This window comes from Epilithonimonas xixisoli, assembly GCF_004365655.1.
Lineage (GTDB): Bacteria > Bacteroidota > Bacteroidia > Flavobacteriales > Weeksellaceae > Epilithonimonas > Epilithonimonas xixisoli.
The window spans coordinates 297782-315450 of record NZ_SOEO01000001.1; the positions used below are offsets into that span (position 1 = coordinate 297782).

Genomic DNA, 17669 nt, shown 5'->3' on the forward strand with positions numbered 1-17669 from the left:
TTTTATATTTATTTGATCAGTATTGTTTACGCAGCTTGTACGATAGAGATAACTCCTTTCCAGTCTTCTCTTCTACATCTTCCACCCATTTTCAACAACGTAGAGTAAACGTCGCCGTAATAAAGTGGATTTCCTTTGTCGTCAAAAAGCTTTGTGTCTCCCATTGCTTTTGTCACAGAGTTTTTCTGCCACAATAGACAACCAAGATTGTCGGTTGCGCCTAGAGCTTCGCCCGGTGCAACTGCAACGCCTGCGGATGTGAATGCCAACACAGAACTTCTGTCCAAAATTTTGAACCCTGCAAATTCTCCAACAATTCCTTTCGCTAAATCTGCGGAACCTTGAAATGCTGCCATTTGATTTGCAGACAATGAGTCCAAGAACTGCTGATACATATAAGACTCAAGCATCGCATATCTTTCGCCTTTCGCTACGTTGTCTTTGTTCATCATTGCTTGACCTTTTTGAAGATCTCTATAATGAAAAGCCTTACGAGTTCCCGTTTGTCCATCCACAGAGTTTACCGCTGTATCAGCACCGCTGGTAGCAATTTTTTTAGAAGCTGGTAAATTATCAGCCGTTACACCTCCGCCAACTGCTGGCTTGAAAGCTCTAATCCAGTTGTAAAGTAATTCGTCTCCAACAGCTTCAATCAAAGTACTGACGTGGTCGCCAAGAACTGAGTCTGTTTTTTGATAAGACAATTCCAACTGCTCAGCCAATGGCAAGTGAGATGGATCTGTTGTCCAAACATCAAGAGCATAAACCAACGCTGTATCTGCTCTTTTGGTTGCAGTGGCTGGATAAACCGATCTGTTTCTCTGTGTGGCTGGTTTTGCTCCAGCTTGCGGAATGTAAACAACAGAACCGCCTGTTACGAAAGAAGATTCATCGTAGCAAAGTGCTAAATGTGGATTCTCTTTCCATAGTTTCTCAACTACGTACTGTGCCCAGAATTCTTGTGGGACTTTTGGATTTTGTGCCATATTTTTTTAGTCTTGTTTTAGGTTTGGATATTTCGCATCTCTCAATTTTTCATAGAGATCAGGATATTGTTTTCTCACAGTTTCCAACTCTTCGGATGCGTACAGGTCATCAAAGGTTTTACCTTCATACTTTTCAGCATCTTTTTCCTGCTCCGTAATCAACACTTGCGCTGGCATTGTATCAATCAGGTCTTTCAATCCGGATGGATTTTCGGCGTAGTCTTTTTCAAGTTTTGTTGCCAATTCGTTTGTTAGTTTTTTCCCTGCTTTACCGCCAGCAATAAGGTCTTGAACTTCTTTTTTAACGGTCTCAGATTTCAGGTCTTTCAACTCTGTGTCCTTTGCGTCCAAGTCTTTTTTATACTCATCAGCTTTGTCAGCCTTATCAACTAGATTATTGATAGCTGTAACAACGGCAGATTCGTCGCCATCTTTAAGATTTAATGCTGCAAGGATGACCGCAGCTTCAAGTGTATTACTCATATTATTAATTGTGAAATTTTTGAGATCAGAGAGGTTCAACTCGTTGTTATCTTTATCATAAAGATTGGCGAGTGCATTGTAATTGCCAGGAATATCAACGAGTGAGATTTCACGAGAAAACCACTTTGTTACAGTTGGTTTTGTTTGTCCCGGTAAACGTAGATTTTTAGCGTCAGAAGCTTCCAAAACGACAATCTTTCCAACAGATGCCGCGTTAAGAAAACCACCTTCAATCTGGTCTGCTATTGACTGGCCTTCCGGATGTGAAAGATTCACAACAGGCTTTGCAAAAACTTTGTCGCCATCGATACGGAAATCATCCCAACGAACCACAACACCCTTGTCACGATTGTGCATATGGAAACCGATTGGATTCTTTTTGACTTCATCAATTTGAAATCCAGCCGTCAGACATCTGTAGCCATACACATTGACAGAATCATCAGTAATGCAGAATTCCTTGTCTATTTTTTTGAAAGTATCACTCATTCTTAGACGTTGGTTCTTTTATGAGTTCCAGCTTTCACGTGGTACATTCCGTACGTTTTAGGATCGATTCCATAGTTGGAAACAAACTTTCTAACAGAACTTTTTGTTCTTTTAAAAGTTACTTTTTCTTGATCTGCAAACTGGTTTGTCAGCTTTGCATCTGGATTAGGAGTTTTGCCTTCCGAAAGAGTTGTTTCAGCTTTTATAAGAGATTGGCTAAAATCCGCAACTCTATTTGTTGCCAATCCAGTTGATGCGCCTAATGCCATTGCAACTGCCATTCCTGCTATACCTACACTTTTATTCATTGTGATAAATGTTAATTTTTAGAGTTCTCTCTTTGTTGTGGTTGCAAACTTCCAAAAACTCGTAACGCTTTGAAAATAAGCGTGCAAGGATTGCATATGTATTTCAGTTTGAGCCGTTTTCCCGTCATTTTTGTACCGAGAAATACTATTTATGGCAATAAGCAAGTCGGAACAAAGGGAACACGCCCGCCTTTTATATGTGAATGAAAAGATCACATTGAAAGAGGTGGCAGAGCGCGTGAAAGTCACTGAGAAAACAATCGGGAAATGGTGCAAGGAAGACAACTGGGATGGACTCCGAAAAAGTCTTTTGAATACTAGAGAAAATCAATTGATTCATTTTTACAATCAGTTGGATGCGATTAATATGGATATCGCCAACCGTCCAGAAGTTTTGGACATAAAAGGCAAACCAATTCAGCGACCTCAGAAAAATATTCCCACTAGTGCCGAAGCTGATACATTAAGTAAGATCACTTCAAACATTCAAAGATTGGAGGTGGAAATCGGTTTGGGTGAAATCGTCCACACTGGAAAGAAGATGATCACATTTATCCAACAGATCAATCTTCCAGATGCCAAGCTTTTCAAAAATTATTTTGATGAATACATAAATAACCGTGTGAAAAATGGCTAACCGCAAAAGGACAGACAAAGAGTGGTTAGCGGATTGGAAAGAATTTGGCGACAATATCGACAACGCAACACCGATTGATCTAACGGAATTATCTACCGAAAAACTCAAAAGAATTAAACGTCTGGAGGAAAACGATGAGGAATGGTTCAAATACTATTTTCCCAATTTTTACACCTCTGAACCTGCCGATTTTCATCTGAAATCGACCAAAAAAGTAATGCGCAACTCTGAGTATTATTTGGTCAGAAGTTGGGCGCGTGAGCTTTCAAAATCTGGTCGGACTATGTTCGAGGTTTTGAAATTGACATTAACTGGCAAAAAGAAAAATACACTGATTGTTTCCAATTCGTGGGACAATGCCAATCGACTTTTGATGCCTTACAAAACTATTCTGGAAAGAAATAACAGAATCATCAATGATTACGGTCAACAAAAAAGGATTGGAAGCTGGGAGGAGGGCGAGTTTACTACTCGCAAAGGTTGTGCTTTCCGTGCCGTTGGTGCCGGACAATCGCCAAGAGGTACACGTAACGACAATATGCGTCCGGATATTATCTTAATTGATGATATCGACACGGATGATGATTGCAGAAACTCTGAGATCATCGACAAACGTGTGAAGTGGATTGACGAAGCTTTGATTCCGACACGCTCGATTTCTAACGGCTTATTGATTATCGCCTGCGGAAATATCATTGCTGATTATTGCTGTATAACCGAGATGGGAAACAAAGCCGATTCGTGGGAAGTCATCAACATCCGTGATGAAAATGGCGTTTCTACTTGGCCACAAAAAAACACAGAGGAATTGATTGATATTGCACTCAGAACCACAAGTTACGAGTCCATCCAAAAAGAATATTATAACAATCCAATGGATGGAGGAAAAGTCTTTAAAAACTTGACCGACAAAGCGCCATTTCTGTTGAAACATTGCGACTATGTTGTGATCTACGCAGACCCTGCAACCAGTAATTCTGAAAGTAAAAAATCATCATCCAAAGCCGTTGGAATCATCGGCAACAAAATGAGAGACTATAATATTCATAAGGCTTGGGTTGACCAGATGACGAACTCAAAATTTATTGATTATCTCTTCGAAGCTTACCAAATCTGTCAAAAAGCAGGTGTGCAAATCATCTATATCTATATCGAAAACAACACGCTTCAAAATCCTTTTTATGAGCAAGTTCTTTTGCCTTTAATCTATGCGAAATCGCAGGAACTAAACATCATTCTTCCAATCCGACCGGACGAAAGGAAAAAACCTGATAAGTGGTCAAGGATTGAAGGGAGATTGGAGCCGTTGGTGAGATTGGAACATTTGACCTTTAATGAAAGAGAAAAAGACAATCCGCATATGTTGAGACTGAAAGCACAATTCAAAAACGCCAACTCGAAAGCCAAACTTTTGGATGGTCCCGATATGGTGGAAGGTGCGGTCGCCATTATTGATGAAAAAAGAGCGAGTGAAGCACTTGGCTCGGTGGAGATAGTACAGAGACAACCAAGTCGACACAGACTTTAAACACCCTTTAAAATGAGTTTAATAAAACCAAAAGACCTCGATACCGAACTTTATGAAGAGGTCATAGACCAAATTACAAGATATCAAGAACCGGAAGAGCTGGAAGATGACGAGCCGGTAGAAGTGCCAGTTGAAGCTATCAATCAAGAGGTACAAAACCACATCAATGATGCGGAAGCTTTCATCAAAACTTTTCTTTTCAAATACGATCTGGTGAAACTTTTCGGAAATGAAGACACAGAACCAACGGTCAAGGATGACGCGCTTAAAAAATGCGTAAAAGTCACCGCATCGTGGTTCTTGATTAGAAAAGCCAACCCGACCGTCAATATGGACAAATTCCACGCTGATTTTATGTTTTGGATTGGCACCGAAGATGAGCCGGGTTGGATATATGGAATCCGTGATGGCAAGTTAAATCCAGCTTGGCCATATCCAGTCGACAATCCGGAAACGCCAGAAGATGAGTCTGGAAGCGATGTTTATTGGACATCTACAACAAAACGAACTAACCGATTTTAACTATGGCAAAAAATACAAGACCACGCCCACAAAAGCAACCAGCGCAACCAACAGTGATTGTTCAAGACATCAGTCTTGTTTCGCCAGACCGTGGACGAAAAGATATTCAATCACTGAAAAACTCGGTTGTAAGTGCAGAATCCATCCACTATCCAAATCGGGTTTTGCTCTATGATTTATACCACGATGTTGTCTCGATGGATGGCTTCCTGCGTGGTATCATTAACAAAAGGATTGATTCAGTACTCAATAAAAAGTTAAAGTTCATCGATAAAGAAGGTAACGAAAATACAGAGGTTACAAAGTTGATGCGAAGCAAAGTCGGCAGACAATTGATTCGTCAAATTTTGGAGTCTATTTTCTGGGGTATCTCGGGCGTTGAATTCAAAGTGGGGGAAAAGTTTTGTTTTGAAGAAATCCAAAGAAAACACATCAAGCCGGAGAAAGGTTTGATTGCTAAAAACCAATACAGCATTTCGAAAGAGGACGGTTTCAAAATTGACGAAATGCCATTCGTCTGGGTCATCGGTGAAAAACGAGACCTTGGACTGTTGTTGGCTTGCTCGATGTATGCGATTTATAAGCGTGGTAACTTTGGCGACTGGGCGCAGTATGTGGAAATCTTCGGGCAACCTGTTCGAATTATGGAATATGACGCCTACGACACGCAGACAAAGGAAGAGCTGAAAAAGATTCTGAACGAGTCTGGAAATTCATTAGCGATGATGATTCCAAAACAGGCGACTTTCCAGATGTTGGATGGCAAAGCTTCCAATGGCGACGGTAAATTGCAAGGTGGTTTTAAAGAAGCGTGTAATGAAGAAATGGCGATTGCTATTCTTGGAAATACTGAGACTACATCAGCTTCGAAATCATCTGGATATGCTCAGTCAAAAGAACACGGCGAACAACAGGACGAAATCACAGCCTCTGATTTAATATTCGTTGAAAATGAGTTGAATTCTGATCATTTTCTAAACATTCTAAAATCTTACGGTTATGATGTTGAAGGTGGAGAATTCGAATATGAACTGGATTTGAATCTTTCCAAGCTGAAAATCAAAATGGAAATTGATGTGGTAGTTTCGGAGAAAGTGCCAGTTGATGACGACTATTGGTATTTTACTTACGGCATTCCAAAACCGAAGAATTACGACGCTTTGAAACGTGAAATGGAAGCGAGGAAAAACGCTAATCAGTTGCCAATCAAGGAAGAGGGTAAAACCGAAAAGCCAACAAAGGAAAAAGCCGAAAAAGAAGATTTGGCAGACTATACCAATCCAACCATCATAGACAAATTTTTCAAAAAGATGGCGGATTTTTTCGACCACGCCCGACGGTAATCGGGCAAATCAATGATCTTTATGCACAGCATTGTGAAGATTGTGGTGGACATCTGCCAGATCTTGCGCACGGTGATGATGATTGGGATGAAATCTATCTCATCATCGCTGAACAATTATTGAATAATCCGGAAGTTCTCATCAATGCAGATTTGCATTTGAAAACAGCGGAAACACTCATCAATGCAATTAGTGCCGGATTAGTGAGCATCGGCAGCTCTGACAATGATAATAAAGTATTGCTGGAGAAATTGAAGCAAAATATCTATCATTTTTCTGCTGCTAAATCTTTAACCCAAATGCAATATTATCGTGATGCGATGGTTGGCGATAATGGCAAGATTCTGGGAACAGCATCATTTATCAAAAAAATTGCAGATACTGGAGAGATCTTCAACAGAACCCATCTCGCAACAGAAGCGGACAGCGCTCATATGTCTGCAATTGCCGCTTATAATTGGGAAAATATCGATTCCGAGTATATTGAATTTAGCACTGTCGGAGATAGTAGAGTAAGCCCTGAGCATAGACTTTTAGATAAATTCACGGCGTTAAAAACCGACCCTATTTGGAAAAGACTTTGGGCACCATTACGGTGGAACTGTCGTTGTAGAAATATTCCTGGGAAATCAACTACGCAAAATAATCTCACATCAGATGAAGCTTATAATGTTGTGCGAGCACAAATAAAGGACACTATATTTGAAAATAACGTTGGAATCACGAAAGTAATTTTCAACGATAAACACCCTTATTTCATTAATTCAGACGGAAAGGAGGTTAAAATGAGTTGGCAACATTACGGACTGCCAAATCTCGATAAAATAAAAACCTATGATGACTACTCAGAAAAATGGATGGATGCGAAAGGCGTAATAACTACAGTTGATTTCACAGCCGATGCAAAAACGATTGACAAACAACGAAAAGGCATATTAATAGACCGATGAAACCAGAAGATTTTTCAAAAGAAGTTCAGAAAAAAGCCAACGAGCTGAAAGCCTACGCCGAAAATCAATTTCCGAGAAAAGCCGGAAACATTGCTCTGCGTTTTGTAAATGGAAATTTCAGAGCGCAGGGCTTCCAAGGTTCGTCATTCAAAAAATGGAAGAGCACCAAACGTGGCGGAACAATTCTCGTGAAGTCTGGAAAATTGAGAGCGGGAACATACTACACAACGCAACCGGGACAGGCAACTGTAAAAAATCATTTACCTTATGCAAAAGCGCATAACGAAGGTTTCAGCGGAACTGTGACCGTGAAAACACACACCCGAAACAAATATTCAAAAGCGAAAGTCGGGACGGGAAAATTTACCAAAACAGGAAAGGAACGACAAAAGACAATGACGATGAAAAGCGGACAGAGCACCGTAAAATCGCACAGTCGAAAAGTAAACCTCGCCCAAAGGCAGTTCGCTCCAACAGCTAGCAATCCAAGTCCGGTGATGAATAAAGCCATCATCCGAGAAGTGGCGAACGATATTAATTTAATAATGAAAAAATAATGGATTACTTTTTCTCAAAAATATTATTAGACCTGCAAAAGCGGATTTCCAAAGAACTTCCGGTGATTCAGTTCATAGACCAAGACCTCGGACAGTTGGGACAAGAAGGCGAAAACGGCAGACCGCCGTTGGCATATCCTGCTGTTTTGATAGATTTTCCAAATTCGGATTATTCCGAGCTCTCCAGTTCGGCTCAATTGGGAAATGTGCCAATTACTTTTCAATTGATATTTGACAACTACAGCTCGACTTGGCACAAAGCCCCGTTGAGAGATAGAATGAAAGGTCTGGAATATCTCGATATAGAACAGAAGCTTTTTAACATTCTGAATGGCTGGCACGAGGACTATTTCACGCCACTCATCAGAACCAATGTAAAAAGCCAGAACAATAACGATATCGGACTGCGAGTTCGCCAGTTGACTTTTACCACATCTTACGAAGATTATAGCACCAGCCAAGACGAGTACAAAGAGGTAGTTTTCACGTTTAATGGTGGTTTAAAAACTAATTAAACAGTGATAATTGTTCTGTGGTAGGTTTTGGAACGGGCGTTCCTTTGATGTTCATCCACTGTCTGTAGCTGATGAAAATATGATGTTTCGGAAAGTGGATTCTTAGGATATGAGTGTCCGGCACATCAGAATGCTTATACTGCTGGTACACTGATATAATGTACTGCAATCGCTTAATCTGGTTATTTCTGTTGTATGCCATTCTATCTACAAAAATAAATCGCCCTGACATACGAGTCAAGGCGATTTTACTGTGCTAAAAAAAATATTACATTTTTATTTCTATGGGCTCAAGATAGATCGAGAATCTAGGATCTGCTTTTTCATCAAAAACACAGATTTGCTTATTATATCCTGTAACAACATCGCATCCAAAAATTGTTTTTAAACTATGATTGCCTGTTGGTGCTATCTTTTCAAAATAATGAAGTAATACATTATAATAAAATAAGGGAACTGCAATTTTAATACGTTCTCTTGGAACCCGTAATGTTCGCAAAGTCATAATATCACTCTCTAATTTTTTAAAGATTTCATCGATATTTTTTAAAGTATATTCTAAATTTTCCATATTACCATTGAGTTTCTGAGCGGTCAGACATATTCACAATCATCCAAGTTTTTGGCGTTGGTTCGAGATTGTACCAAACTTTTGCATCTTTGTTTTTATAGGTCTTGATGTCCGTTGTTTTTTCTGCTGGCTGGACTTCTTTTGTCCAAAATGCGAAAAGACTTTCGCCGTCACCTTTGGCAGATGAAAAGATGTAATTTCCGTTCAAAACTTTGTACTTCACAGTGACACCTTTTTCGCACGGATTGCCCAATTTACAGTCCGAAATTTCCGTCTCCGATGTTCCGGCAGGAACTAAGATATAATTATAATACAAACCCTCTTTGTAGCTGTCTACCGTCTGATAATTTGGATAGATTTCTTGTGTGAAAGTTTTCGCAAATGCTTCGTCTGCGTTATTGGCTTTTTTCAGAAGCTCCACGTTTTGTCCGAAAGCAAGTCCGGAAAGGAGTAAAAACAATAATCTTTTCATTAGAATGTTTTTTTACAGTTAAGGCAAACACGCTCTGTTTTGCTGGATTTTGTCAGACCTAATAAGATGAGTGGAAAGAAGATGATTGCACCAATGCAACCACGCCCGTATCCGAAACGCTTCTTATTATTGAGGACTATTTGAGTGCTTCCGCACTTTGGACATTTTACATCTGGAACTTTCATTGGTTATTTTTTTCAAATTTAAATATTTCTTTCCGAAAAAAATTACGGGTTTCCGTAAAATTAAAAAGACCTCACTAATCGAGGTCTTTTATTTTATTTAATTTATTAAGATAATGAGATTTTAGCTTTTCAAAATCATCATCCGAGAACTTGTTGTAATTTTCATTTTTCATCTTGGAAGATGAAGCAGATTGCTTACCGCCAATAGCCACAGCAACTTGCCGAGCTGACAATTCAAATTCTTTGATTATGAAAAGGCATTTTTCCTGTGCTGTCAGTCATTTGTTGTCAAATTCAATTACACAATCAATAGCATCTTGTTTTGATGGCTTATTCTCAAACCATTTAATAACAAGCCAGTCTGTAGGTGGATTATTAGGTAAAACATTAAAGGCGTAAACAATGTGTTTATTATCAACTGGAAATTCTTCGTTCTTGTGCCAAACGTGATAGCCTTCGGCTTCCTCTTTTGTTAGCCTATTTTTCTTTTTTGCTTCATCGATTGTAAGAACTTCGATTTTAATTTCTTTTCCGTTGTTGATAGTTTTGTAAGTTGTCATAATATCTAGTTTTAAAGTTAAATTATTTTTTTTTAGAATCCTCTTAATTTTTGATTATACATCCAAACTGGAGCGCATCCGTTTACTAACATTGATTTTGGAAACCAAAGAAGGTTTTTTCTACCGTAAACTTTTTCACTTGTTGAAGTTACTCCATTTGCGGTGTAAACTTCAATTGCTACAGCTTTCTCAGTTTCTCTAACTACATTAAGAAAAATATATTCTGCGTTTTCTTTTGCATATTTCCAAGCCTTAGACAGTGCAGATGATAAATCCATAGCATACTCTTTTACCATTTTCCAAGCTGATTTGAAGATAATTGATTTGTTGAATTTAGCTTTCATAATCTTTAGTTTAAGAATTGAGTTGGTTTCTCTCTCATTTCTAAAGCAAAGATAAACCTTTATAAATTTCCGTGCAAATTTTTTACACGGAAATTTATGATTATTTTTATAACTGCTTGAAAATCAAACCAATTATTTTCACCCATTAGAAAGAAAACCAAACCAAAACAAGTCCGCTAATCTCACTTCCGCACCTTCTTTCAAAGTGAAGTACAAAGTATTGTTTTTTCGTTCGTAATTCCAGCTTCTGGCGATGGCTTGACCTATGGTGCCATTTTCCAGATGACTGATAATGTCATCTATAATATAGTCTTGTGCATTGATTGTGAAATTTTGCATTTTGTAAATGTAATTTGTGTGAATAAAAAAAGGTTACGGAAATCCGTAACCTTATGCAATTTCCTTTAAAAGTGTTTTAATCTCCTTTTTAAAGACAATTAAAAACTGATTCTCTGGGCTTTGATTCTCGCCCTCTTTGGTGGCTGTGAAGGTGTGCCAGGTGCCAGCAGGCTCGCTGACCAGCATTTCTTCAACAGCTTCCCAATGGATGGGAAAGCCTTTGATTTCATATCCTTTCTTTTGTAGAAAATCAAAGATTTCGGTTTGCGGTATTGTCATTTTTATGTCCATTGCTACGAGGTCTGGTGGTTTTTCGGTTAGGTTTATCATTTTCAAACTCGTTTTGCAAGTTCCTTTGTTCCTCTAAGCGTTTTAATGCCTAAATCAGAAGCGAGCTTATGTTCTATCATTGCGCCTCGGCTATCCGTAAAATCGTCCAGAAATAAGATAGCATCAGCCTTTACAAGAGCACCAATGCAAATCTTCATAGCATCTTCCCAAGTTACTTTCCAACTGCCTACCAACTCCAATGGATTAAGAGCTTCAAAGCCTTGCTTTTCTATTTCTTTTTGAGCTGTCCCAAATTTGTGTGTGCATTTAATAATATCTTCGCCACTGATTTTTCCAGCGATGTAAATTTTCTTTTTCATAACTATTTTTTTGTTTTTTTTCTAAATTCTATTTCATTATTAAAAATCTTCCAAACTTCCGGGTGCGTTGATTTGGTTGTATTCTCAAAGGCCTTGTGCAAAGCATCATCATACATTTTGCTGACATTGGTTTGCAGATTTTTGAGGAAAGCGTCATAATTGAACAGTGACTCTGATTTCTCCGTTGTCAAAACTTCCTGCTTTTTCTTTGGCTTTTCCAAGTCTCTGATAGTTTTCTCCGTGGTCATCATCTCCGATGCTTTCCGTGGTATAAAGTTTTTCTTCGGTTTCACGATGTTTTCAAACTTTTCCTGCAACATTATTGGCAAGTCAGTAAAATATTTACCTTGGCTTGGTTCCGGTTCTATGATTTTTTTTCTTTTGCTGATGAGCCTTTCACGGGTGGCAGATTTGATGTCAAGATATTGATTGCTCCAATTCATAATCTCGAAGGTGTCGCACTTGTAAACCTTACCAAAATCGCCCTGTCTTGCCATCTTGAACATCAACACAATATCTTCCAGCGCATCGGTCTTGAATTTCTCGTAGAGGTCGCCTGCAAGAACTTGCTTCTGATAATCTTCGAGGTCTTTTCCCGTCACTTCCAGAAAGAACTCAAGGATGCGGATGATTTCGCCAACCACGTCTTTTTTCAAGCCTTGCGTGGCAATGAGCGGACTGCTGATGATGGCATCGGAAACGGTGAGTGTTTTCTCCAGTTTCACAAGTGCATTAAAAGCCTGCCTATTCTCCGTACATCTCTGCAAGGTCATCAGTGTTGTTGGCGCTGGTTCTTGTTTTGTTGAGTTTTGCAAAGTATTTTGCATATTGCTTCGGGTTTTCTTTGATTGACAAAATATAATTGAGATACTTATCTGTGTTACCTGGTCGGAAGAGCGTGGTCGGGCAAAGGTGCTGATTCATCACCTCGTTGTTTTTCCAGTCCAACGTTTTCACTTGCACAATTTCTTTGAGTTCTTGCACCGTGTAACCATCTTTGAGTCTTGCCGATATCGGACTGATGTTGCTCTTTATTGGCTTGAATCTCTTACCTGCCAATTGATTGAGTAGGTTGAGAACTTCTATTTCTGGGGTTGTGATATTATCCATTAATCTTCTGTTGTTACAATGCTACTTATCCACCATACAATAGCCAGCGTTAATATTATTTTAATCAAAATGATTTCGTAAGTCCAAATGAAGATGATTGCGCAAATAATCATTGCTAATAGCGAAAGAATATATGTTGCTCTAAAAAAATTCATCATAATTTCTAACATTTACCTTGTCCAACTATTTGCATTGTCATTTCATTTTCCAAATCTCTCTTTACAATTTCTGATAAAGGCTCAGCAAATGGAACTTCTTTTAATCCTAAGACAACATATCCTTTTTCAATTCCAAACTGGCCACCTTCGAGAATATATTTTATATCTTTCATAACATATTTGTGTCTGCATTGGTTTTTAGTGGAAATTCGAATAAAACCAAACGGTCACCAACTTGATAATCTCTATCGTTCTTCCGAACTTCAAATTCTTTTCTATTGAAGTAAACGTCATCAAAAAAGGGTTGTCGTAATTTTAATTTATGTTTTTTCATTTCCGTTTAGTTATAGGATATTTGCTCATTAATAAAACCATCCACCAATCGCTTTGCAAAAGTCAAATCCTTTTGAGCGTTCAGAAACGCATTGTAAAGGCTGTCCAATCTCGCAGGCGGAATATTGTTGAAATTCTTTTCTTTCGAAGCTCTGCAAGCGATGCCTTTCACATAGTCGATGGAAACTTGTTTGTTGGCGAGCTTGAACGTTCCGAAGATGGAAGCAATCAGGCGTTTTCTTTTTTTATCGACATCGTTCTGATGTTTCTGCTGTTCGTTCTGGAGAAACGTGCAAAGGCTGTCCAGTTCTATTGCATTTAGGTCACGGGCGGACGATTTTCTCCCGTTGGTAAATTGAGCGATGATTCCCGCTCTTTCTTCCACAAGACCTTCTTTTGATAGTAAGGTCATTAATTTTTTGATTGTTGCCATATTTCTGATTTTAGTTTAGTAATTTTCCTTTACTAAGATTGTCTATAAAATGATTTGAATCTTTGCCGAAAAATTCATTAACCTTAATTATCATAGCCTCTAATCCAGTTACTACATTTATAAAGAAATTGTGAGTTTCCTCAGTGTAAGGTATCTTTTGATAATCATAATATCCTTGACGTCCATCTTCTCTTGTCATCTGTGGTCCACCTAGCCTAATTCCAGATTCTGGCCGTTTGCTGGCTTCGTAATTAGCTGGGCTTATAAAAGTTTCATCACCGATTTTAATACGCCATAGAACGTGGAATTCCAATCCTAATGCTGTGTTTGGTGCGAATGAAATATCACTGGTTTCTTTTGAGTTTGATTTAATTTTGTAAGCTATTATCCTTTCTTCAGTTATACATTGGTCATAATATTCTGAGAATACTTTAATTGCCAAATTTTTACATTCGTCATAAGATTTACCTGTAATATTACCTTGATACATAATAGAAGCATAAGAAGGCTGTTCTCTAGTTAGCTTTGCACCATACCAATCTTTGATTTCTTCCGGAAAATCAACAGCTGTAAAAAGCTTTGTTTTTGTGTAAAAATTGATTGTAACAAAAAACTCTTTTCCCGAGCCTTTGTGGGTAATTCTTTCTGTTCCTACTTTTGCCATAATTTTGATTTTTAATTTGCTCCAATCGGAGGAATCGAACCTCCGAGAAACCATTTTGGATGTTTTTTTTTAATTCTCCTTGTTATCTTCTAAAATCCTTGTAGATGTGTAATTTCCCACGATGTTGCCAAGGCAAAAACCGCCAAAGAATAATACAGAACCAACTGTGACGACTAATAATATTTCCATATCTAATCAATTGAAAATTTGAAATTAACACGCTTCACAATGTTGTCTCCAAAATCTACCAGCTTGTAACCTCTCACGTAGCGTGAGGTTCTGATGTCAATCATAGCCTCGTTGATGATATCCATTGCGGAAGAGAAAACATCGCTGTTGGCTTCCGCTCTGAGTGCATCCAGCGCTCTCACGGCTTTTGGATTGTAATCTCCTTTGCTGTCGGTTTTCAAAGCGATGTTGAGGAACTTCATCAGCAATTTTTCATTTTCCGTATTGCCAGCCAGAGAAGACATAAACTCTTTAAGCTGATTGATGCCGTGCGACTCTGTGCCGTTGAACGTTGGACTCACATTCCAACCGACTTGCATATAGGCAGAACCATCTTCCAAGGTGTGCGAGTAGCTGTCTTGCTCTGCCTTTTTGTCGCCGTACAAAGCGGAATCTAATTCGATGACGCTTTGCAGGTCTTGGAACATCTTGACGATGCGGTCTTCCACATCATTTCTTTTGTCGATGAAGAAATCCACGTTTGCCAGAACAAAGTCGTTTTTGAGACCTTTTAGGATTTTCTTATCGTTGGCGATTTTTTCTTTCTCGAGTTTTTCCTCGTCTTTCAGTTGTTGTGCAAGTGCTTTCTTTTGTTCTGGTGAAAGTTCTGCGATTGAGATTGTTGTCATTTTATTTTTATTTTTGAGTTAAATATTTTTTATACCATCTTACGGCTGATGCGCGATTGTCTGTCCAGCATTTGAAACCATCTTCTGTGCGCCATTCTCCGTGCATTCCTTCTTGTGGTCTTACTGTGAATACGTATTTCTCGTTGCTCATAGTGCGTTATTTGTAATTGTTAAATTTTTGAGTTGGTTTTGTCGGAAGAGAAGTTCGTCGTGGATTTTTATCCACTCTTCTTGGTAACTGTCATCTTCCAGTCTAGCTTTGAGACCTGCGATGATATCTTCTAGCTCTTTTTCGGTTGGTGGAAACATTTCGCTCATTAATTCAATTTTTGTTGTTGATTCAGTTTTGCGTTTATCTCACATTTCTTTCTATGTTCATAACCGTCATTGAATTTTCCGTCCATTTCATCTTTAATTAACATTTCTGCCTTTTTGTAAGCTTTGATTGTTTCACTGACTAATGGACTTGGCCCTAATGATGTTATAGTTTTGACGATTTCGTCTAATAATTCTGATGCTGTCATTTTTTAATAGGGACACTCCCAGTTGTATTTGTTGATGTAATTAAGTTTGATTTCAATCTTTTCTTCTACATAATCAGCAAGCTTATAAGGCCTGTTGTTGAGTAGTGCGCTACGCTCTTGCTGGATGAACATCCGGTCAAAGTCCGTGAGGTACTTTTCGCCGTAGCTGTCGTACTGTAGAGCCTTGGTAAGCTCAATGAATCTGTCGCTTTGTGTATCTGTCATAAGTTTTATTGTAATTTGGCGTAATAATTTGCAGACCGTTCGGCATCTATGATGAACTCTTCGCCACCGCCGAACCTCGATTCTGGAAAAGCTTTGAAACCAACTACTTTTATTTTCACATCTGCATCAAACTTGATGTCTTCTGCGAGTGAGCCTTTTGGTTCGCCACTCTTGTCGGCTTGGCTGATGAAAATCCAAAGTTTGTTTCGAAACCGCTCTCTCAACTCTTCAAAAGACTTTTTGTTGAGTTTGGCATATTGCAGACTGTCAATCATTATAATTTCCGGACTGCGTTGTTTTTCCAACCTTTCGAAAACTTTTTCCATCGGCACCCGATTGCCAAAGAGAACTTTATCTTTCACAGTAGCTATTCCGGAGCGGTCAACATTCATCTGGAAAGATTTTGTTTTGCCCTCTTCCAGTGAGTTGATGAGTACTTTGTTTTTGACAAATCCCGTGAGATACTTTGCCAACTGCATCATAAAAGATGATTTCCCGTTGTACGATTTCCCGTAGATGATCCAAACGCCTCGCGCTTCCGGCTTTCCAAACGATGCTTCCCATTTGCCATCAAAGTCAAAATCTTTGAACTTGGTACTTTCCAGCTCTTCGACTGAGAAAAAATCGTTCGCCATATTACTTCTCTTCTTTTTTTCTAAGATTGAAAATGGCATTTCTGCTGACGCCGTATTCTCTTGCTATTTCTGAGTCACTTATCCCAGCTTCTATCTTTGTCAAAACTTGAGCTCTTTGCGTTGGGTTTAGTTTTGCCGGATTCTTTGAATTTCCTCCATTTGCGCCCCATTGAAGGTTAGAGTAGTGGTAGTTCTTGTAGTCGCCATCTATGTGCTTTGCGCTTAGTTTAGGCGTTGGTGGCATTCCGTTCCAGCATTCCATTACTAATCTTGCTAATCCAATTTGCTGACCTTTGAAAATCCAAAATTTGAAAGGGTTGTTTCCACTTTTTCTGATTTTAATCTCAACAGGACTTTCATTGAGAAGGACTTGAGAACCATCTTCGTTAACTTTCAAACCTTCTATTTCTGGGTGATATCTAAATTTTTTCATTAGGCAATCATTTTTTTTGTTTCATCTTCCAAAATTTCCTCAATTAAATCTCTCACGATTCTGAAATCACCTCGTGATTTCCGTGAGATATCTTCAATTGTTTCAGAATCGGTAATACCTTGTGTTTCACACATAATTCTCACGTCTTTTGCTGTGGTTTGCTCAAACTCGTAATATCTTCCGAATCTTGATTTTATTTCGTTATATCCTTTTTTTTGAAGCCTCACGCCGTCATTAATTCTTTTTACCAAATAGTTGGTCGCAAGAATCACTATTGAACATTTTTTAAAAAGTTTGTTGTAAAATGTGATGAGATATGCCAAAACTTTATCATCTACTTTATCAATCTCATCAATGATGATTTGCGGATCTTCCAGTTTTAGAATATTATCAAAAATCTCTTCCAACATATAAGCAGGCTTTTGGCTATTGCTCACAATATTCATCTGTTGAAGGATAGAATTAAGGAAGAAATATGGGTCCCAATATTGTCCACATTCGATGCGAAAAGTATTCTCATTTTCTTCTGTAAATTTCTTTGTAATCTCAGATTTTCCACTTCCAGCAGGTGCAATGATTGTCATCAGTTTTGATGAATCTTTTGCGTTTTCCAATTGCTCCAGAAGTCTTTCAGAATTGCTGGTGTTTGCGAATTTCCACTCCAAAGAGTTGTGTCCAACCTGCGCTCCGATTTTTCTGAAAATATCATCAGAATATGGACTCCAATTGCCACTTAGCAAGTGTGATACAACAGCAGACGAAACTTTTAAAGCGGTTGAGGCTTTATTTTGACTGCCTTTTTTTGTTACAAATTTTCTGAGTAGCTCAACGATGGTTATTTTTTCATTCTGTTCCATA

The 17669-nt window shown here is 38.5% G+C and carries 33 protein-coding genes; 7 read left to right on the forward strand and 26 right to left on the reverse strand.

The features are described 5' to 3' along the window. Positions 1–26: 26 nt before the first annotated feature. Genes B0I22_RS01370 through B0I22_RS01380 form a run of 3 tightly spaced genes read right to left on the reverse strand, consistent with a single transcriptional unit; the run spans position 27 to position 2266 of the window. The gene (locus B0I22_RS01370; RefSeq protein WP_133942820.1) at positions 27–986 is read right to left on the reverse strand and encodes a P22 phage major capsid protein family protein; all 960 of its coding nucleotides are present in this window, start codon (positions 984–986) and stop codon (positions 27–29) included. A gap of 6 nt (positions 987–992) precedes the next feature. Continuing rightward, positions 993–1958, reverse strand: coding sequence for a hypothetical protein (locus tag B0I22_RS01375; RefSeq protein ID WP_133942821.1), 966 nt, complete (start codon positions 1956–1958; stop codon positions 993–995). A 2-nt stretch (positions 1959–1960) separates the two neighbouring features. Continuing rightward, positions 1961–2266, reverse strand: coding sequence for a hypothetical protein (locus tag B0I22_RS01380; protein WP_133942822.1), 306 nt, complete (start codon positions 2264–2266; stop codon positions 1961–1963). 151 nt (positions 2267–2417) lie between these two features. On the opposite strand from B0I22_RS01380, the gene B0I22_RS01385 reads away from it, so the two are divergent. From B0I22_RS01385 to B0I22_RS01415, 7 genes are all read left to right on the forward strand, one after another. Continuing rightward, on the forward strand, positions 2418–2903 hold the full coding sequence (locus B0I22_RS01385; protein ID WP_133942823.1) for a DUF1804 family protein: 486 nt from the start codon (positions 2418–2420) through the stop codon (positions 2901–2903). After that, on the forward strand, positions 2896–4431 hold the full coding sequence (locus B0I22_RS01390; protein WP_133942824.1) for a hypothetical protein: 1536 nt from the start codon (positions 2896–2898) through the stop codon (positions 4429–4431). The genes B0I22_RS01385 and B0I22_RS01390 overlap by 8 nt, the downstream gene beginning before the upstream one ends. Positions 4432–4443: 12 nt before the next feature. Next, entirely contained in the window at positions 4444–4953 is a 510-nt protein-coding gene (locus tag B0I22_RS01395) for a hypothetical protein (RefSeq protein WP_133942825.1), read from the forward strand. Between the two features lie 2 nt (positions 4954–4955). Beyond that, positions 4956–6296: a phage portal protein family protein gene (locus B0I22_RS01400; protein ID WP_133942826.1), complete on the forward strand. Its 1341-nt coding sequence runs from the start codon at positions 4956–4958 to the stop codon at positions 6294–6296. A 119-nt stretch (positions 6297–6415) separates the two neighbouring features. Continuing rightward, entirely contained in the window at positions 6416–7246 is an 831-nt protein-coding gene (locus tag B0I22_RS01405) for a phage minor head protein (protein WP_133942827.1), read from the forward strand. Further along, positions 7243–7803 (forward strand): hypothetical protein, encoded by a 561-nt coding sequence (locus tag B0I22_RS01410; RefSeq protein ID WP_133942828.1) that lies wholly within the window; start codon positions 7243–7245, stop codon positions 7801–7803. The genes B0I22_RS01405 and B0I22_RS01410 overlap by 4 nt, the downstream gene beginning before the upstream one ends. Continuing rightward, positions 7803–8318 (forward strand): hypothetical protein, encoded by a 516-nt coding sequence (locus tag B0I22_RS01415; RefSeq protein WP_133942829.1) that lies wholly within the window; start codon positions 7803–7805, stop codon positions 8316–8318. Before B0I22_RS01410 ends, B0I22_RS01415 begins: the two co-directional genes overlap by 1 nt. On the opposite strand, the gene B0I22_RS01420 is transcribed toward B0I22_RS01415, so the two are convergent. The 23 genes from B0I22_RS01420 to B0I22_RS01520 all read right to left on the reverse strand — a co-directional run bounded on the left by B0I22_RS01420 (position 8311) and on the right by B0I22_RS01520 (position 17668). Next, positions 8311–8550, reverse strand: a complete 240-nt coding sequence (locus B0I22_RS01420; protein WP_221411209.1) for a hypothetical protein — start codon at positions 8548–8550, stop codon at positions 8311–8313. The two genes, B0I22_RS01415 and B0I22_RS01420, sit on opposite strands and share 8 nt — an antisense overlap. A 36-nt stretch (positions 8551–8586) precedes the next feature. Then, positions 8587–8889, reverse strand: a complete 303-nt coding sequence (locus tag B0I22_RS01425; RefSeq protein WP_133942830.1) for a hypothetical protein — start codon at positions 8887–8889, stop codon at positions 8587–8589. A gap of 1 nt (position 8890) precedes the next feature. Further along, on the reverse strand, positions 8891–9361 hold the full coding sequence (locus B0I22_RS01430) for a hypothetical protein (RefSeq protein ID WP_133942831.1): 471 nt from the start codon (positions 9359–9361) through the stop codon (positions 8891–8893). A 259-nt stretch (positions 9362–9620) separates the two neighbouring features. Continuing rightward, on the reverse strand, positions 9621–9779 hold the full coding sequence (locus tag B0I22_RS01440; protein ID WP_246022127.1) for a hypothetical protein: 159 nt from the start codon (positions 9777–9779) through the stop codon (positions 9621–9623). Positions 9780–9824: 45 nt separating this feature from the next. Next, the gene (locus B0I22_RS01445; RefSeq protein WP_133942834.1) at positions 9825–10106 is read right to left on the reverse strand and encodes a hypothetical protein; all 282 of its coding nucleotides are present in this window, start codon (positions 10104–10106) and stop codon (positions 9825–9827) included. Positions 10107–10138: 32 nt separating this feature from the next. Next, the gene (locus tag B0I22_RS01450; RefSeq protein WP_133942835.1) at positions 10139–10450 is read right to left on the reverse strand and encodes a hypothetical protein; all 312 of its coding nucleotides are present in this window, start codon (positions 10448–10450) and stop codon (positions 10139–10141) included. 138 nt (positions 10451–10588) lie between these two features. Then, positions 10589–10789 (reverse strand): hypothetical protein, encoded by a 201-nt coding sequence (locus tag B0I22_RS01455; RefSeq protein ID WP_133942836.1) that lies wholly within the window; start codon positions 10787–10789, stop codon positions 10589–10591. 51 nt (positions 10790–10840) lie between these two features. After that, positions 10841–11119, reverse strand: coding sequence for a hypothetical protein (locus B0I22_RS01460; protein WP_133942837.1), 279 nt, complete (start codon positions 11117–11119; stop codon positions 10841–10843). 2 nt (positions 11120–11121) lie between these two features. After that, positions 11122–11439, reverse strand: a complete 318-nt coding sequence (locus B0I22_RS01465; protein ID WP_133942838.1) for a DUF4406 domain-containing protein — start codon at positions 11437–11439, stop codon at positions 11122–11124. Positions 11440–11441: 2 nt separating this feature from the next. Beyond that, positions 11442–12266: a hypothetical protein gene (locus tag B0I22_RS01470; protein ID WP_166668152.1), complete on the reverse strand. Its 825-nt coding sequence runs from the start codon at positions 12264–12266 to the stop codon at positions 11442–11444. Further along, positions 12184–12549 (reverse strand): conserved phage C-terminal domain-containing protein, encoded by a 366-nt coding sequence (locus B0I22_RS01475; protein ID WP_133942840.1) that lies wholly within the window; start codon positions 12547–12549, stop codon positions 12184–12186. The genes B0I22_RS01470 and B0I22_RS01475 overlap by 83 nt, the downstream gene beginning before the upstream one ends. 163 nt (positions 12550–12712) lie before the next feature. Then, entirely contained in the window at positions 12713–12880 is a 168-nt protein-coding gene (locus B0I22_RS16040; RefSeq protein ID WP_166668153.1) for an ASCH domain-containing protein, read from the reverse strand. Next, a complete protein-coding gene (locus B0I22_RS16450; RefSeq protein WP_133942841.1) occupies positions 12877–13041 on the reverse strand; it encodes a DUF3850 domain-containing protein in 165 nt (54 codons plus the stop codon). The genes B0I22_RS16040 and B0I22_RS16450 overlap by 4 nt, the downstream gene beginning before the upstream one ends. Before the next feature lie 6 nt (positions 13042–13047). Then, the gene (locus tag B0I22_RS01485; protein ID WP_133942842.1) at positions 13048–13473 is read right to left on the reverse strand and encodes a hypothetical protein; all 426 of its coding nucleotides are present in this window, start codon (positions 13471–13473) and stop codon (positions 13048–13050) included. A 10-nt stretch (positions 13474–13483) separates the two neighbouring features. Continuing rightward, positions 13484–14137, reverse strand: a complete 654-nt coding sequence (locus B0I22_RS01490) for a hypothetical protein (protein ID WP_133942843.1) — start codon at positions 14135–14137, stop codon at positions 13484–13486. A gap of 191 nt (positions 14138–14328) precedes the next feature. Further along, positions 14329–14994 (reverse strand): DUF3164 family protein, encoded by a 666-nt coding sequence (locus tag B0I22_RS01495; protein ID WP_133942844.1) that lies wholly within the window; start codon positions 14992–14994, stop codon positions 14329–14331. Positions 14995–15001: 7 nt separating this feature from the next. Then, on the reverse strand, positions 15002–15145 hold the full coding sequence (locus tag B0I22_RS16045) for a hypothetical protein (protein WP_166668154.1): 144 nt from the start codon (positions 15143–15145) through the stop codon (positions 15002–15004). Continuing rightward, positions 15142–15312, reverse strand: coding sequence for a hypothetical protein (locus tag B0I22_RS16050; RefSeq protein ID WP_166668155.1), 171 nt, complete (start codon positions 15310–15312; stop codon positions 15142–15144). Before B0I22_RS16050 ends, B0I22_RS16045 begins: the two co-directional genes overlap by 4 nt. After that, positions 15312–15518, reverse strand: coding sequence for a hypothetical protein (locus tag B0I22_RS01500; RefSeq protein WP_133942845.1), 207 nt, complete (start codon positions 15516–15518; stop codon positions 15312–15314). The genes B0I22_RS16050 and B0I22_RS01500 overlap by 1 nt, the downstream gene beginning before the upstream one ends. Positions 15519–15521: 3 nt before the next feature. Next, positions 15522–15743, reverse strand: coding sequence for a hypothetical protein (locus tag B0I22_RS01505; protein ID WP_133942846.1), 222 nt, complete (start codon positions 15741–15743; stop codon positions 15522–15524). Positions 15744–15748: 5 nt separating this feature from the next. Continuing rightward, the gene (locus B0I22_RS01510; RefSeq protein WP_133942847.1) at positions 15749–16378 is read right to left on the reverse strand and encodes a P-loop NTPase family protein; all 630 of its coding nucleotides are present in this window, start codon (positions 16376–16378) and stop codon (positions 15749–15751) included. A gap of 1 nt (position 16379) precedes the next feature. Further along, positions 16380–16811 (reverse strand): helix-turn-helix domain-containing protein, encoded by a 432-nt coding sequence (locus B0I22_RS01515; RefSeq protein WP_133942848.1) that lies wholly within the window; start codon positions 16809–16811, stop codon positions 16380–16382. After that, positions 16811–17668, reverse strand: coding sequence for an AAA family ATPase (locus tag B0I22_RS01520; protein WP_133942849.1), 858 nt, complete (start codon positions 17666–17668; stop codon positions 16811–16813). Before B0I22_RS01520 ends, B0I22_RS01515 begins: the two co-directional genes overlap by 1 nt. Position 17669 lies beyond the last annotated feature (1 nt).

What these genes read in the sequence shown, in the direction of transcription:
- B0I22_RS01370 (WP_133942820.1), bottom strand. Translation starts at nt 986, where the DNA reads ATGGCACAAAATCCAAAAGTCCCACAAGAATTCTGGGCACAGTACGTA.
- B0I22_RS01375 (WP_133942821.1), bottom strand. Translation starts at nt 1,958, where the DNA reads ATGAGTGATACTTTCAAAAAAATAGACAAGGAATTCTGCATTACTGAT.
- B0I22_RS01380 (WP_133942822.1), bottom strand. Translation starts at nt 2,266, where the DNA reads ATGAATAAAAGTGTAGGTATAGCAGGAATGGCAGTTGCAATGGCATTA.
- B0I22_RS01385 (WP_133942823.1), top strand. Translation starts at nt 2,418, where the DNA reads ATGGCAATAAGCAAGTCGGAACAAAGGGAACACGCCCGCCTTTTATAT.
- B0I22_RS01390 (WP_133942824.1), top strand. Translation starts at nt 2,896, where the DNA reads ATGGCTAACCGCAAAAGGACAGACAAAGAGTGGTTAGCGGATTGGAAA.
- B0I22_RS01395 (WP_133942825.1), top strand. Translation starts at nt 4,444, where the DNA reads ATGAGTTTAATAAAACCAAAAGACCTCGATACCGAACTTTATGAAGAG.
- B0I22_RS01400 (WP_133942826.1), top strand. Translation starts at nt 4,956, where the DNA reads ATGGCAAAAAATACAAGACCACGCCCACAAAAGCAACCAGCGCAACCA.
- B0I22_RS01410 (WP_133942828.1), top strand. Translation starts at nt 7,243, where the DNA reads ATGAAACCAGAAGATTTTTCAAAAGAAGTTCAGAAAAAAGCCAACGAG.
- B0I22_RS01415 (WP_133942829.1), top strand. Translation starts at nt 7,803, where the DNA reads ATGGATTACTTTTTCTCAAAAATATTATTAGACCTGCAAAAGCGGATT.
- B0I22_RS01420 (WP_221411209.1), bottom strand. Translation starts at nt 8,550, where the DNA reads ATGTCAGGGCGATTTATTTTTGTAGATAGAATGGCATACAACAGAAAT.
- B0I22_RS01425 (WP_133942830.1), bottom strand. Translation starts at nt 8,889, where the DNA reads ATGGAAAATTTAGAATATACTTTAAAAAATATCGATGAAATCTTTAAA.
- B0I22_RS01430 (WP_133942831.1), bottom strand. Translation starts at nt 9,361, where the DNA reads ATGAAAAGATTATTGTTTTTACTCCTTTCCGGACTTGCTTTCGGACAA.
- B0I22_RS01445 (WP_133942834.1), bottom strand. Translation starts at nt 10,106, where the DNA reads ATGACAACTTACAAAACTATCAACAACGGAAAAGAAATTAAAATCGAA.
- B0I22_RS01450 (WP_133942835.1), bottom strand. Translation starts at nt 10,450, where the DNA reads ATGAAAGCTAAATTCAACAAATCAATTATCTTCAAATCAGCTTGGAAA.
- B0I22_RS01455 (WP_133942836.1), bottom strand. Translation starts at nt 10,789, where the DNA reads ATGCAAAATTTCACAATCAATGCACAAGACTATATTATAGATGACATT.
- B0I22_RS01460 (WP_133942837.1), bottom strand. Translation starts at nt 11,119, where the DNA reads ATGATAAACCTAACCGAAAAACCACCAGACCTCGTAGCAATGGACATA.
- B0I22_RS01465 (WP_133942838.1), bottom strand. Translation starts at nt 11,439, where the DNA reads ATGAAAAAGAAAATTTACATCGCTGGAAAAATCAGTGGCGAAGATATT.
- B0I22_RS01470 (WP_166668152.1), bottom strand. Translation starts at nt 12,266, where the DNA reads ATGCAAAATACTTTGCAAAACTCAACAAAACAAGAACCAGCGCCAACA.
- B0I22_RS01475 (WP_133942840.1), bottom strand. Translation starts at nt 12,549, where the DNA reads ATGGATAATATCACAACCCCAGAAATAGAAGTTCTCAACCTACTCAAT.
- B0I22_RS16040 (WP_166668153.1), bottom strand. Translation starts at nt 12,880, where the DNA reads ATGAAAGATATAAAATATATTCTCGAAGGTGGCCAGTTTGGAATTGAA.
- B0I22_RS16450 (WP_133942841.1), bottom strand. Translation starts at nt 13,041, where the DNA reads ATGAAAAAACATAAATTAAAATTACGACAACCCTTTTTTGATGACGTT.
- B0I22_RS01485 (WP_133942842.1), bottom strand. Translation starts at nt 13,473, where the DNA reads ATGGCAACAATCAAAAAATTAATGACCTTACTATCAAAAGAAGGTCTT.
- B0I22_RS01490 (WP_133942843.1), bottom strand. Translation starts at nt 14,137, where the DNA reads ATGGCAAAAGTAGGAACAGAAAGAATTACCCACAAAGGCTCGGGAAAA.
- B0I22_RS01495 (WP_133942844.1), bottom strand. Translation starts at nt 14,994, where the DNA reads ATGACAACAATCTCAATCGCAGAACTTTCACCAGAACAAAAGAAAGCA.
- B0I22_RS16045 (WP_166668154.1), bottom strand. Translation starts at nt 15,145, where the DNA reads ATGAGCAACGAGAAATACGTATTCACAGTAAGACCACAAGAAGGAATG.
- B0I22_RS16050 (WP_166668155.1), bottom strand. Translation starts at nt 15,312, where the DNA reads ATGAGCGAAATGTTTCCACCAACCGAAAAAGAGCTAGAAGATATCATC.
- B0I22_RS01500 (WP_133942845.1), bottom strand. Translation starts at nt 15,518, where the DNA reads ATGACAGCATCAGAATTATTAGACGAAATCGTCAAAACTATAACATCA.
- B0I22_RS01505 (WP_133942846.1), bottom strand. Translation starts at nt 15,743, where the DNA reads ATGACAGATACACAAAGCGACAGATTCATTGAGCTTACCAAGGCTCTA.
- B0I22_RS01510 (WP_133942847.1), bottom strand. Translation starts at nt 16,378, where the DNA reads ATGGCGAACGATTTTTTCTCAGTCGAAGAGCTGGAAAGTACCAAGTTC.
- B0I22_RS01515 (WP_133942848.1), bottom strand. Translation starts at nt 16,811, where the DNA reads ATGAAAAAATTTAGATATCACCCAGAAATAGAAGGTTTGAAAGTTAAC.
- B0I22_RS01520 (WP_133942849.1), bottom strand. Translation starts at nt 17,668, where the DNA reads ATGGAACAGAATGAAAAAATAACCATCGTTGAGCTACTCAGAAAATTT.